Below are 12,156 nucleotides of genomic sequence, written 5' to 3'. Positions count from 1 at the left end.
AGGGCAGGGCGACTCCGTCCGGGGCGTCCTCCCGGCACGCGAAGGAGCCACCGTGACCTCAGCAGACCGTTCCGTCCCCCTGCACCCCATGCACCGGCGCCCGGGTGATCCCGCCACGGTGGCGCGTCACCGCATCCCCGAGCAGGGCATGGATCCGCTCACCGCGTTTCACGCGGTTCGCGACGAGACGATGCTCGACGGGAATGCCCGGCTGAACCTCGCGACGTTCGTCACGACGTGGATGGAGGAGGAAGCCTCCGAGCTCTACCGCGAAGCGTTCGACAAAAACATGATCGACAAGGACGAGTATCCGCAGACCGCCGCGATTGAGCAGCGCTGCCAGCGGATCATCGCGGACCTATGGCACGCACCCAACCCCGACGCGGCGCCCGCGACCTCGACGGTGGGCTCGAGCGAGGCGTGCATGCTCGCGGGGATCGCGCTGAAGCGCAGGTGGCAGCATCGACGTGAGGCCGCAGGCGCTGAACCCGCGCGCCCCAACCTCGTGATGTCGAGCGCGGTGCAGGTCTGTTGGGAGAAGTTCTGCAACTACTTCGAGGTGGAGCCGCGGTACGTTCCCGTGAGCGACGAGCACCCGATGCTCAGCGGGGCGGCACTCGACGCGGTGGTCGACGAGCACACCATCGGGGTGGTGGGCATTCTCGGCGTTACCTACACCGGAGCCTATGAGCCGATCGCGGAGCTCGCTGCAGCGCTCGACGCGATCGAGCGGGATCGGGGACTCGACATCCCGATCCACGTTGACGCCGCCTCAGGGGGCATGGTGGCGCCGTTCATCCAGCCTGAGCTGGAGTGGGACTTCCGGCTGCCGCGCGTCGCCTCCATCAATACCTCGGGCCACAAGTACGGGCTCGTGTATCCGGGGCTCGGCTGGGTCGTGTGGCGGGACGCCGCGGCGCTGCCCGAGTCCATGATCTTCCGGGTGAGCTACCTGGGCGGCGAGACGCCGACGCTGGCACTCAACTTCTCGCGCCCGGGCGCGCAGGTCCTGCTGCAGTTCTACCTCTTCCTCCGGCTCGGCCGCGAGGGCTACGCCGAGGTGCAGTCGGAGTCGCAGCGGATCGCTGTGCACCTGTCGAGCGTGATCGGCGCGATGCCCGCCTTCGAGTTGGTGAGCGATGGCACCACGATTCCCGTGTTCGCGTGGCGGCTCCGCGCGGGGCACACGGATAACTGGACCCTCTTCGACCTGTCGGACCGACTGCGCATGCGCGGCTGGCTGGTGCCCGCCTACCCAATGCCTGACAACCTTGCCGAGCAGATTGTGCAGCGCATCGTGGTGCGCAACGGACTCACGATGGACCTCGCGGATGCGCTCCTCGACGCGATTCGAGAGGAGACCGCCTACCTGGAGTCGCTGACGAGCCCGCTGCCGCACCCAACCGCGCACCCGGCGTTCTCCCACTGACCTCCTACGCCCCCTGAATCGGGGTCACTAGGGCAGGGTGTTGCACGTGGGCGGATGGCGACACCCTGCCCTAGTGACCCCGATTCAGGGGGCGGCGGGGAGCCAGGCCGTGGCGCGCAGGCCGCCCTCCGGCTGCGGGGTGAGCACCAGGGCTCCGTCATGCACGCGCACGATGCTCTCCACAATCGCGAGGCCGAGCCCCACCCCCGCGGAGTTGCGGCGGGTGCGCGTGGCACCCCGCTGAAACGGCTCGGTCAGCGTGCGCACGAGCTCAGCGTCAAGCACGGGGCCCGTGTTCGACACGCTCACTTCGACGACGCCCTCGCCCTGCCGCGTCTCGATCCGCACGGTGCCCGCGGCGGGCAGGTTGTAGACGATCCCGTTGTGCACAAGGTTCGTGATGAGCTGCAGGAGCAGCGCGGGTGAGCCGCTCGCGAACACCGCTGGGCCGTCCACTTCGAGCGCCACCCCGTGACGTTCGGCAAGGGGCAGGAGCGTCTCGATGGCCTCTTCAGCGAGCAGTGAGAGGTCGACGCGCTCGGGCGTGAAGGATCGCTGACCGCTCCGGCTCAGGAGGAGCAGCGCTTCAGTGAGCTCGATTGCGCGCTCGTTCACGGTCGACAAGCGGTCGATCAGCGCTGCCGGATCGAGTTCGGGATCGCGCCGGGCAACCTCAAGCGTGGTGCGGGTGATCGCCAGCGGAGTGCGGAGCTCGTGCGAGGCGTTCGCCGCGAAGCGCTGATGTTCGCCGACGTTTGCCTGCAGTTGCGCGAGCATCGCGTCGAAGCTGTCGGCGAGCTCACGAAACTCGTCGCCCGGCCCCTCGAGCCGCACCCGCGCACCGAGATCACCCGCCCCTGCGGCACGCGCGACGGCGGTGATCTTCGCGAGCGGTGCGAGCATGCGCCCGGCAAGCAGCCAGCCGCCGACGACGGCGACGACCAGCAGGAAGACGAGGGCCCACGCTGCTGCCGGCAGGAATGCACGCACGAGGTCGTCGCGGCCGGGCATGAAGATCTCGTAGATCAGCGCCGCGTCCTGCGGCACGTAGCGCAGCAAGAAGCCCCACACGACCGCGAGCAGCGCGACGCCGGAGAGCATCAGGAACGCGACGTAGCTGAGCGTGAGCTTCAGCCGCGCACTGAACCCCGGCGGCCGGGTCACGCGGGCTCCGCCTCGCCCGCCTCGATCCGGTACCCCACACCGGGAACCGTCGAGATAATGCCGGGCTCGCCGAGCCGCTTGCGCAGCGCCGACACGGTGATGCGCACGGCGTTCGTGAAGGGGTCTGCGTTCTCGTCCCAGGCGCGCTCGAGCAGTTGTTCGGCACTCACCACGCCGCCCTCCGCCGCCACGAGTACTTCCAGCACCGCAAACTGCTTTCGCGTGAGCGCCACGTACTTGCCCTCTCGGAACACTTCGCGCCGGAAGGGGTCGACCCGCAGCCCCGCAATCTCGCGCACGGGCGGGCGGTGGTGCGCTCGGCGACGGTCGAGGGCGCGCAAGCGCAGCACGAGTTCCTGCAGCTCGAAGGGCTTCGTGAGGTAGTCGTCGGCACCGAGCTCAAACCCGGAGGCCTTATCGTCGAGCCGATCGGCCGCGGTGAGCATGAGGATCGGGATCCCGGAGCCCGACTCGACGATTCGTGCGGCCACCTCGTCCCCCGAGGGGCCCGGAATGTCACGGTCAAGCACCGCGAGGTCGTACTCGTTCACGCTGAGCAGCTCGAGCGCGGTGTCGCCGTCACCCGCGATGTCTGCCGCGATCGCTTCGAGGCGCAAACCATCGCGAATTGCCTCGGCCAGAGCTGGCTCGTCTTCTACGAGTAACACGCGCATGGCTCCATGCTACGAGCCTGCGCGTATCGCGGGCGTATTGATTTTCGCGCCAGAACTACACACGTGTAGTTTCCATCCACAGACCTTTCCCCAGCTTGTGGATAGATTCGTCCACCGCTTGTGAATAGTGGGGATCGACGCGCCCGGCCTGTCGCAGCGCGCCGCCCAACTGCGCCGATGGCACGCCCGAACCTCGCCTCGATTCGACACGAAACTCCCCGGAAATCCCCGTGATTCCGCGGAACTCAAAGAATTCGCTCCATGAACCCGGCCCGAAAAACTACAGCTGTGTAATTCTCCACAGGCTGGGGACAGTCTTGTGGAGAACGTGTTAAAAACCTGGGGAAACGAGGATTCCGTACTCGAATGCGCGGGTCACCGCGCGGGTCCGATCGGACACCTCGAGCTTCTCGAAGATGTGCAGCAGGTGAGTCTTCACGGTCGACTCGCCGATGACCAGCTGAGCGGCGATCTCGGGGTTGCTGAGACCCTGCGCGACGAGCCCAAGAATCTCGGTCTCGCGGGGTGTGAGCCGCGGCCGCGCAACAGGGGTGCGCATGCGCGCAACGAGTTGGGCGGCGATCGACGGCGCAAGGACGGTCTGGCCCGCCGCAACCGCTTCAACGGCGGCAAGCAGTTCGGCGGCCGGGGCTGCCTTCACGAGGTACCCACTCGCCCCCGCCTCGATTGCGGCGAGGATCTGCTCGTCCTCTTCGTAGGTGGTGAACACCAGCACACCGGGAGCGGCGGCGGCCGCGCCCGGATACTCGCCGCGCGCGATGCGCCGGGTCGCTTCCACCCCACCCATTCCCGGCATGCGCAAGTCCATCAGCACCACGTCGGGCTGCGCATCACCGAGCAGCGCGAGCGCGGCCTCGCCTGATTCTGCCTCCCCCACCACGGTGACACCGGCCTCAGTTTCCAGCAGGCCGACAATCCCGGCGCGCACAATCGGGTGGTCATCGACCACGAGCACTCGGCTCATTCGCGGCCCCCTTCCATCGTGCGCGGCGACAGCCGCACCTCCAGCACGGAACCCGCGTGCTCGGCCGCACCAAACTGCACGGCGCCTCCGATGGCCCGCGCTCGCTCCGCAAGACCGGTGAGCCCGAAACCGCCGACCGCCGCACCGGGCGAAGCCTGAGCCGAGCCATCGTGTTCCGCGGCAGTGTGCGCGGGCCCCACCCCATTGTCGACCACGCGCAGCAGCGCGCCGCCCCCGGGGAAACCGGTGAGGGTGAGCGTGACGCGCGTTGCACGGGCATGCTTGCGGGCGTTCGCGAGGCCCTCCTGCGCCGCGCGCAGAAGCACGACCTGCTGCTCGCGATCAAGCGGCACGTCCTCAAGGACACACTCCACGGCCAAGCCGGTGTCCGCCTCCAGGCGCGCCGCGACCCGCTCGAGCGACGCATTCAACCCGCTCTCGCCGAGCGGTTGCGTGGTTGCGACGAGTGCCCGCGCCTCGGCCACCGACTCGCGCGCTGCTGCCGACACCCGGCCCGCGCGCTCGGCGGCCCGCGCGGAATCGCCTGCGGCGAGCGCGCGCTCGGTCTGCTCGCTCAGCATGACAAGCCCCGCGAGGGTCTGCGTGAGCGTATCGTGCAGTTCGCGTGACAGCCGCTCGCGCTCCGTCGCGGCCCCGCGCGCCACCGACAGTTCAGCGACCTCGGCCTGCGCGAGACGCAGTTGCTCCGCGAGTTCGCGGTGCCGCTCCCCCTGCTCGTAGATCGACGTGATCCACATGCCCAAAATCACCGCGAAGGTGAACGAGGCGCCGCCGATGCCCGCAGCGGTGAGCATCGGGTTCGGCACGTCATGGCGGAGGAAGGAAACGCCGGCGCCCACCGTAATGATCAGCGCAAGCACCGCGCTCCAGGCGACCGCGCGCAATCGCCCCCGCCGCCTTGCAGCGCGCGCGCCGAACCGCGCAACGTCTGAGGCGCCGACGCCCGCGATCACCCAAATCATGGGGTAGACGATGGCCTGCAGCGTGGCGAAGCTGGTGCTCACCGCCGCCCCGAGCCCGACAACGAACACGACACCGGCGAGGAACACGAGATCCCACCAGATCCGCGGCTCGTCGAACGCGGCGCGGCGCAGTGCCGGGCGGCCGAGCACGGCGTACAGCACCACGAACGCGCCCAGCACCGTGAGTGGCGCCAGCACGTCGCTCGCGGCGAGGCCCCCGCCGCTCGCCCAGTTCAGTGCACCAATGCCGCCCGGCACGCACATGACGAGCACGAGCACGACGACCCCGAGGTCCCACCACCGCAGCGGGTGAGGTCGGTGCTCGGTCTGCGCGCTCATGGCATCACTCTCTCACGGGCCCCGGACATTTCGCGGCCCGGCTTACGACCGACGCTGCCACCGGAACGTCAGGAGGCTCACCACAAGACCCGCAATAAGCCATCCCGCGAGCACGAGCGCGACCGTGCCGATCTCCCAACTGCCGGAGAGCTCGGCTGCCGCCAGGTGGTCGGGCAGGAATACGCTGCGCATGCCCTGCGCGAGCCACTTCAGCGGGAACACCGATGCAACGTGCTGGAGCCACTCGGGCAGCATGGTGAACTGCAGGTAGATGCCAGAGATGAACTGCAGAACGAGCACCACCGGGATCACGACCGCCGAGGCGCTGCGCGACGAGCGCGGCAGCGCCGAGAGCGCGACACCGAGAAGGGTCATCGTCGCGATACCGAGGAGGAACAGCCAGGTGAGGCGCAGCCAGGCCTCCGGCTCACTCGGCAGCTCAACACCAAATGCCACCACGGCGAAGGTGAGCAGCAGCGCGAGTTGCAGCACCGAGGTGATGAGCGTCACGCCGATCTTGCCAATGAAGTAGCTGACGGGCGAGAGCGGAGTGCCCCCGAGCCGGCGCAGCCAGCCATCGCTGCGCTCGCGCGCGATGTCGATCGCAAGATTCTGCACACCCGCGAGCAGCGGACCAGCGGCAACAAGCCCGGGCAGGTAGTACGCCGCCATCGAGACGCCCCCGGTGCCGTCGGGCAGCTGCCCCACCTCGCCCATCGATTGGAACGCTGCGCCGAAGATACCGAGGAGCATGATCGGAAAGAGGAAGGTGAAGAACACAGTGTCGGGCACGCGGAAGTACCCGCGCAGTTCGAATCCGATTGCGCGCACGCCATCGCTGAGCACGCCGCCGCGCGCCCGCGGGCCGGCCGCCCGCTCCACTGTCTGCGTCATCGCGCGTCCTCCTGTCCGTTCTGGGCGATCAGCCCGAGATACACCTCTTCAAGATCCGGGCGCCGCACCTGCAGCTCGCCGGGCTCGCCGCCCGGGATCCCCGCTGCGAGCGCCGCCTCCCGCAGCTGCGCCACACGCGCCGCGGGCGCCTCGCTGCGCTCCTCGTGAAGCACACCGGCCGCATCGCGCCAACTCACCACTGGGACACGCGATTCGGCGCCGCCGAGCTCCGCGGGCGGGGCCTCCGCAACGATGCGCCCGCCCGCGAGCACACCCACGCGATCCGCGAGCCGCGCCGCCTCGTCGAGGTAGTGGGTGGTGAGCAGGATCGCCACCCCCTCCCCTGCGAGCCCCTCGAGCATCTCCCAGAACTGGCGCCGGGCGGCGGGGTCAAAACCCGTCGTCGGCTCGTCGAGGAACACCAGTCGGGGGCGCCCCACGATACCGAGCGCGACGTCGAGGCGGCGCTGCTGCCCGCCCGAGAGCTTCGATGCGCGCACGCCGGCCTGCTCCGTGAGACCAACAAGCGCAAGCACCTCGTCGACGCCGCGCGGTCGCGCATAGAGCGCACCGAAGTGCGAGATGAGCTCGCGCGGGGTGTACGGCCCGGCATCGCCGGTACTCTGCGCCACGATGCCGATCTCGGCCCGCCACGAGCGTGGAGCGGCGAGCGGATCTTCGCCCAGCACGCGCACCTCGCCGGCGTCGGCCCGGCGCACCCCCTCGAGGATTTCGATCGCGGTGCTCTTGCCCGCACCATTCGGCCCGAGCAGCGCGTAGGTTTCACCTGGCGCCACGTCGAGGTCGAGGCCGGCAAGCACCTCGCGGTCGCCGTATCGTTTCTGCAGTCCGCGCACCCGGATGGGGGCCGCGTCACGTTCGTGGATCATGCCTCTAGCCTCGCGGCAACGCGCGCCGGGCGGCAGCGACCAAGCGACGGATTTCCGCATCCACCGGTCGGTGGATGCGCGCGGCGTGGGTCTGGCCGGGCGTAGGCTGGAACGGTGACCAGCACCGCAGCTTCTACGCCCAGCCCACTTCCCCGCTCATTCGCGTCCGACAATTGGGCCGGCGTGCACCCGGAGGTCCTCAGCGCCCTCGCAACAGCGAACGCCGGCCACGCTCCGGCCTACGGCGGCGACCCGTGGACCGCCGAGTTCCAGGAGCTCGCGCGCACCCTCTTCGGCTCCGAGACCGAGGCGTTCCCGGTGTTCAACGGCACCGGCGCGAACGTGCTCGCGCTCCAGGCCGCGCTGCCCCGCTGGGGCGCGGTGATCACCCCCCGCACGGCCCACATCAACGGCGACGAAGCGGGTGCCCCGGAAAAGACCGGCGGCCTCAAGCTGCTGACGGTGGACACCCCGGACGGCAAACTCACCCCCGAGCTTGCCGCACGCGAGGCGTGGGGATTCGGCTCGGAGCACCGCTCGCAGCCGCTCGCACTCTCCGTCTCGCAGGTCACCGAGCTCGGCACCTGCTACACGCCGGATGAGCTTCGCGCGCTCGCCGATTTCGCGCACGAGCACGGCATGGTGTTACACGTCGACGGCTCGCGGCTCGGCAACGCGGCCGCCCACCTCGGCGTCTCGCTCGCGGCCCTGACGAGCGAGGTGGGCGCCGATCTGCTGAGCCTCGGCGGCACGAAGAACGGACTGCTCGGCGCCGAGGCCGTCCTCGTCTTGCGGCCGGAAGCCGCGCCGGGCATGAAGTTCCTGCGCAAGATCAACCTGCAGCTCGCCTCGAAGATGCGTTTCATTTCCGCGCAGTTGCTCGCGCTCTACGGCGGCGACCTGTGGCACCGATCCGCGAGCCACGCGAACGCGATGGCGGCGCGGCTCGCGGCGGGCATCGAGGCAATCGAGCAGATTGGGATCGCGCAGCCCGTTGCCTCAAACGCCGTGTTCGCGACGATGCCCCAGGCCACCGCCGCCCGCGCGCAGGAGCGCTTCGCGTTCGGCGCCTGGCCCGGGGATCCTGAGCTTTACCGCCTCATGTGCGCGTGGGACACGACGCCCGAGGACGTCGACGCGCTCCTCGCCGCGCTCGCGGGCTGAGGCTGCGCTACGCCGCCTGCGGCGCGCGGCGCGGGGTGAATCGCGACAGCGCGAACGCGAGCACCAGCGCGGCGATGATACCCACGACGGGCGGGATCCCGATCCCGAGCTCGCCGGCGCCCCACGCGAGCGCGCAGGCGACTGCGTACACGCCGAGGTTCAGCCAGTTGAAGCGCGGCAGCGCCTCACCCTCTGGCATCTGCGTGCGCCGCCAGCGTGCCAGGTAGTCGCCGATGATCACGCCGCCGAGCGGCGGGATGAACGTGCCGAGCAGGCCGAGGTACTGCGGCAGGTGCTCACCCACTCCGAGAAGCGCAAGCACGGTGCCGATGATGGAACCCGCGATGACGAACGGGGTCTTGCTGGGTCGCTCGAAGAGCTCTGCCCCCGCGACGCCGAAGGAGTACGCCGCATCTGCGTTCGACTTCCAGAGGTTGCCGAACAGCAGGAACAGGCCCCAGCCGATGAGACCGAGCTGGAAGAGCACGAGCACGAAGTCGCCCTCGCCAAACGTGATCGCCCCGATCGCGCCGAAGAAGATCATCAGGCCGTTGCCGATGAGGAAGCCGACGACACACGCGATGACCGCCTGCTTTCCGGTGCGGCCGAAGCGGGTCCAGTTGGGCGCCTGCGTTCCTGCGGAGACGAAGGTGCCGACCACGGTGGTCACCGCGACGGCAAGCGTCATCTCGCCAGCGGGCTCGATCGCGGCGAGGCCGGCCCAGCCGCCCACCTCTTCGAGCGAGCGGAACATCACCCAGAACGCAAGGATCAGGATCAGCGGAGTCGAGATGAGCGACACCCAGTACATGCCGCGGTACCCGTAGACGGCGGTGGCGCACATCAGCGCGCTCACCACGATCATGACGACCGCGCGCGGCCCGAATCCATTCCACTCGAACGCCTGCGCCGTGAGTTCGCCGATCGTGCCGACCACCACGCCGTACCAGCCGATCTGCGTGCCACCGAGCAGCACGGATGCGAGCTTCGAGCCGCGGGTGCCGAGCGTGTAGCGCGCCATGACCACGGTAGTGAGGCCCGTGCGGGCGCCGATCCAGCCGAGCACCGCAACGTACGCGCCGAGCACGAGGGAGCCGATCGCAATGACCACGAGCAGGTCTCGCAGCCCGAACGCCTGGCCGAGCGATGCGCCGGCCAGCATGGTGGGCGTGAACACGGTGAAGCCGAGCAGCACCACCATGAGCGAGAAGAAGCCCTTGCGCGCGTGCTGCGGGACCGGGGTCACCGGGTAGTCGGGGTCAACGACGCGTGCGTCGGCCGCGGGCGGTTCCTGCGTGACGCGATCCTGGGCGGTGGGCTCGGGGGACGTGTCCCGGCTCACGCGCGGGGCTCGATGCCCGCTGCGGCCGTGCCGAGCTCCTCGGTCTCCACGCCGATGTCCTCAGCCCAGACCTCGGGGCGCTCGTCCATCATGCGCTGCATGAGCTCGCGGCAGGTGTCGTCGTCGGCTGCGACGAGCTCGACGCCCTTGCTGCGCAGCCACTCCTCGGACGCCTCAAAGCTGTCGCTCTCGCCGATCACGATGCGCGGAATGTCGTAGAGGATCGCGGTGCCCGCACACATCGTGCAGGGCGACAGCGTCGTGTAAAGGGTGCACTCGCGGTACACGCTTGCGGGGAGGCGGCCGGCGCGCTCGAGGCAGTCGGTCTCGCCGTGACGGATCACGCTGCCGTCCTGCACGCGGCGATTGCGGCCCACGGCGAGCACGCGGTCGCCCTCCGGTCCATGGTGCACGAGTGCGGCGCCGATCGGCACCCCGCCCTCGTCCCAACCGAGCTGCGCCTGCTCGATCGCGAGGTCGAGGTATTTCCGGTCGTTGTCGCTCAATGCCATGACTCAAATCGTACCGCGCGCCGGATGCCTGCATGGTCGGCGCGGGGCGCACGGATCCCGCACTCCCGGAGCCGGAGCTGATCGACCCCGAGCTACATGCCGCCGAATGCGAGCCGCGCCGCGATGATGAGCATCACACCCGCCACGACTCCGTCGAGGATGCGCCACGAGCGCGGGGTCGCGAAGAAGCGGGTGAGCGCGCGTGCGCCGTACCCGAGCAGGAAGAACCAGGCGATGCTTGCGAGCGCGCCGCCGAGCGCGAACCACCAGCGCCCCGGATCGCCCTGCGCGTTGCCGATCGAGCCCATGAGCACCACGGTGTCGAGATAGACGTGCGGGTTCAGGTAGGTGATCGCGAGGCAGGCGAGAATCGTGCGCTTGAGCGATCCCGCCGAGCCGGAGTCTGCGACCAGCACCTCGGGCTTCATCGCGCGCCGCGCGGCCGACCAGGCGTACCAGAGCAGGAAGGCGACGCCGCCCCAGCGCACGATCTCAAGCACGAGTGGCGCTCGCTCGATCAGGTAGCCGATCCCCGCGACACCGAGGGTTTCGAGGAGCGCGTCGGTGAGGCCGCAGATGAGCACGACGGGCAGCACGTGCTCCCGGCGGATGCCCTGGCGCAGCACGAATGCGTTTTGGGCGCCAATCGCGACGATGAGGGAGAAGCCGCTGCCGATACCGACGAGGAAGGGGACGATCATGCTTCGACGCTAGGGCCAGGCGGGCCGGCGTTCCAAGTTCAGCGTGCCTGAATATTCTCATGCATCGTAAGATTTGCTTCAGAAGCAGGCGGCTGCCGCGCAGAGGCCGTCGCGTGCCCTACCACCGGAGCGCCCGCATGCGCACCGACCACCCTTCAGCACAGGAGCACCGTGGACTTTCCCGTCGAACACCTGGCCACCTTCACCGCGGTCATCGATGAGGGCAGCTTCGAGGGCGCGGCGCGGCGCCTGCACATCACCCCCTCAGCGGTGAGCCAGCGCGTGCGCGCACTCGAGGAGCGGGTGGGCTCCGTGCTCGTGCAGCGCACCCGCCCGGTCGCGGTCACGGAGGCGGGCGCAGCCGCACTGCGGGCGGCCCGGCAGATCGCCCGCGTTGCCGACGATGTGGCCGCCGAGCTGGGGGCCGGGCCGGCGGCGGGCACCCTGATCCCGATCGTCGTGAATGCAGACTCGCTCGCCACCTGGGTCGTGCCCGCGCTCGCCCGCGCGGCCCGCGAAACCGGCGCTCGTTTCGAGGTGCTGCGCGCCGACGAGACTGTGTCGACGGAGCGGCTCCGCCGGGGTGAGGTGATGGCCGCGCTCACCGCCACCCGCGAGCCCGTGCCCGGCTGCACGTCGACGCGGGTGGGCACCGACCGGTACCGCGCGGTGGCGAGCCCCGAGTTCGTGGCCGAGCACTTCCCGAGCGGCCTCACGGTTGAGGCGCTTCGCCGCGCGCCCGCGGTGGAGTTCGATCGGCACGACGCGTTTCAGCAGCGCTTCCTCCGGAAGGTGACGCGCGCCGATGTGCACCCGCCACGCCACTTTGTGCCCTCGTCCGCCGAGTTCGCCCTCGCAGTCGAGCTCGGCATGGGCTGGGGCATGCTGCCCGAGCTGCAGTGCACGGAACCGCTCGCCGCGGGGCGGATGGTCGAGCTCGACCCCGCCTCCGCGATCGAGCTACCGCTCTACTGGCAGCGATGGAAACTGCGCTCCCCCGTGCTCGACACCCTGTCTCGGGTGATCGAAGAGGAGGCGGCCACCGCATTGGGCGCCCGCTGATGCGGCGGACGCCCGAG

Annotated in this window: 12 protein-coding genes; 3 read left to right on the top strand and 9 right to left on the bottom strand. The window is 69.6% G+C overall.

What is annotated here, in order from left to right; genetic code table 11:
- The first annotated feature begins 88 nt into the window (after window positions 1-88).
- On the top strand, window positions 89-1,429 hold the full coding sequence (locus ACR81A_RS00810; RefSeq protein ID WP_440313116.1) for a glutamate decarboxylase: 1,341 nt from the start codon (window positions 89-91) through the stop codon (window positions 1,427-1,429).
- A gap of 84 nt (window positions 1,430-1,513) precedes the next feature.
- Here ACR81A_RS00810 and ACR81A_RS00805 read toward each other — a convergent pair whose 3' ends face one another.
- From ACR81A_RS00805 to ACR81A_RS00780, 6 genes are all read right to left on the bottom strand, one after another.
- Entirely contained in the window at window positions 1,514-2,593 is a 1,080-nt protein-coding gene (locus tag ACR81A_RS00805; RefSeq protein WP_440312259.1) for a sensor histidine kinase, read from the bottom strand.
- Window positions 2,590-3,267, bottom strand: coding sequence for a response regulator transcription factor (locus ACR81A_RS00800; protein ID WP_202382539.1), 678 nt, complete (start codon window positions 3,265-3,267; stop codon window positions 2,590-2,592). Before ACR81A_RS00800 ends, ACR81A_RS00805 begins: the two co-directional genes overlap by 4 nt.
- Before the next feature lie 331 nt (window positions 3,268-3,598).
- The gene (locus ACR81A_RS00795) at window positions 3,599-4,252 is read right to left on the bottom strand and encodes a response regulator (protein ID WP_440312258.1); all 654 of its coding nucleotides are present in this window, start codon (window positions 4,250-4,252) and stop codon (window positions 3,599-3,601) included.
- The gene (locus tag ACR81A_RS00790) at window positions 4,249-5,574 is read right to left on the bottom strand and encodes a sensor histidine kinase (protein ID WP_440312257.1); all 1,326 of its coding nucleotides are present in this window, start codon (window positions 5,572-5,574) and stop codon (window positions 4,249-4,251) included. The genes ACR81A_RS00795 and ACR81A_RS00790 overlap by 4 nt, the downstream gene beginning before the upstream one ends.
- 42 nt (window positions 5,575-5,616) lie before the next feature.
- On the bottom strand, window positions 5,617-6,468 hold the full coding sequence (locus ACR81A_RS00785) for an ABC transporter permease (protein WP_440312256.1): 852 nt from the start codon (window positions 6,466-6,468) through the stop codon (window positions 5,617-5,619).
- Window positions 6,465-7,358 (bottom strand): ABC transporter ATP-binding protein, encoded by an 894-nt coding sequence (locus tag ACR81A_RS00780; protein WP_440312255.1) that lies wholly within the window; start codon window positions 7,356-7,358, stop codon window positions 6,465-6,467. Before ACR81A_RS00780 ends, ACR81A_RS00785 begins: the two co-directional genes overlap by 4 nt.
- A gap of 114 nt (window positions 7,359-7,472) precedes the next feature.
- On the opposite strand from ACR81A_RS00780, the gene ACR81A_RS00775 reads away from it, so the two are divergent.
- Window positions 7,473-8,522 carry a threonine aldolase family protein gene (locus ACR81A_RS00775; RefSeq protein WP_440312254.1) on the top strand — a complete coding sequence of 350 codons (1,050 nt, stop codon included), beginning with the start codon at window positions 7,473-7,475 and terminating at the stop codon, window positions 8,520-8,522.
- Window positions 8,523-8,529: 7 nt separating this feature from the next.
- On the opposite strand, the gene codB is transcribed toward ACR81A_RS00775, so the two are convergent.
- From codB to lysE, 3 genes are all read right to left on the bottom strand, one after another.
- The gene (codB, locus tag ACR81A_RS00770) at window positions 8,530-9,864 is read right to left on the bottom strand and encodes a cytosine permease (protein WP_440312253.1); all 1,335 of its coding nucleotides are present in this window, start codon (window positions 9,862-9,864) and stop codon (window positions 8,530-8,532) included.
- Entirely contained in the window at window positions 9,861-10,376 is a 516-nt protein-coding gene (locus ACR81A_RS00765) for a nucleoside deaminase (RefSeq protein WP_440312252.1), read from the bottom strand. Before ACR81A_RS00765 ends, codB begins: the two co-directional genes overlap by 4 nt.
- 92 nt (window positions 10,377-10,468) lie before the next feature.
- Complete coding sequence (gene lysE, locus ACR81A_RS00760; RefSeq protein WP_202382547.1) at window positions 10,469-11,077, bottom strand: L-lysine exporter; 609 nt, start codon at window positions 11,075-11,077, stop codon at window positions 10,469-10,471.
- 171 nt (window positions 11,078-11,248) lie between these two features.
- Between lysE and ACR81A_RS00755 the strand changes: the two genes are divergently transcribed.
- Window positions 11,249-12,139: an ArgP/LysG family DNA-binding transcriptional regulator gene (locus ACR81A_RS00755; protein ID WP_202382548.1), complete on the top strand. Its 891-nt coding sequence runs from the start codon at window positions 11,249-11,251 to the stop codon at window positions 12,137-12,139.
- The last annotated feature ends 17 nt before the right edge of the window (window positions 12,140-12,156 follow it).

The organism is Leucobacter chromiireducens, assembly GCF_051993095.1.
Lineage (GTDB): Bacteria > Actinomycetota > Actinomycetes > Actinomycetales > Microbacteriaceae > Leucobacter > Leucobacter chromiireducens.
This window is presented reverse-complemented; position numbering and strand designations above follow the sequence as displayed.

Coding starts and splice junctions, on each gene's coding strand:
- ACR81A_RS00810 (WP_440313116.1), top strand. CDS start 89: ATGCACCGGCGCCCGGGTGATCCCGCCACGGTGGCGCGTCACCGCATC.
- ACR81A_RS00800 (WP_202382539.1), bottom strand. CDS start 3,267: ATGCGCGTGTTACTCGTAGAAGACGAGCCAGCTCTGGCCGAGGCAATT.
- ACR81A_RS00795 (WP_440312258.1), bottom strand. CDS start 4,252: ATGAGCCGAGTGCTCGTGGTCGATGACCACCCGATTGTGCGCGCCGGG.
- ACR81A_RS00790 (WP_440312257.1), bottom strand. CDS start 5,574: ATGAGCGCGCAGACCGAGCACCGACCTCACCCGCTGCGGTGGTGGGAC.
- ACR81A_RS00785 (WP_440312256.1), bottom strand. CDS start 6,468: ATGACGCAGACAGTGGAGCGGGCGGCCGGCCCGCGGGCGCGCGGCGGC.
- ACR81A_RS00780 (WP_440312255.1), bottom strand. CDS start 7,358: ATGATCCACGAACGTGACGCGGCCCCCATCCGGGTGCGCGGACTGCAG.
- ACR81A_RS00765 (WP_440312252.1), bottom strand. CDS start 10,376: ATGGCATTGAGCGACAACGACCGGAAATACCTCGACCTCGCGATCGAG.
- lysE (WP_202382547.1), bottom strand. CDS start 11,077: ATGATCGTCCCCTTCCTCGTCGGTATCGGCAGCGGCTTCTCCCTCATC.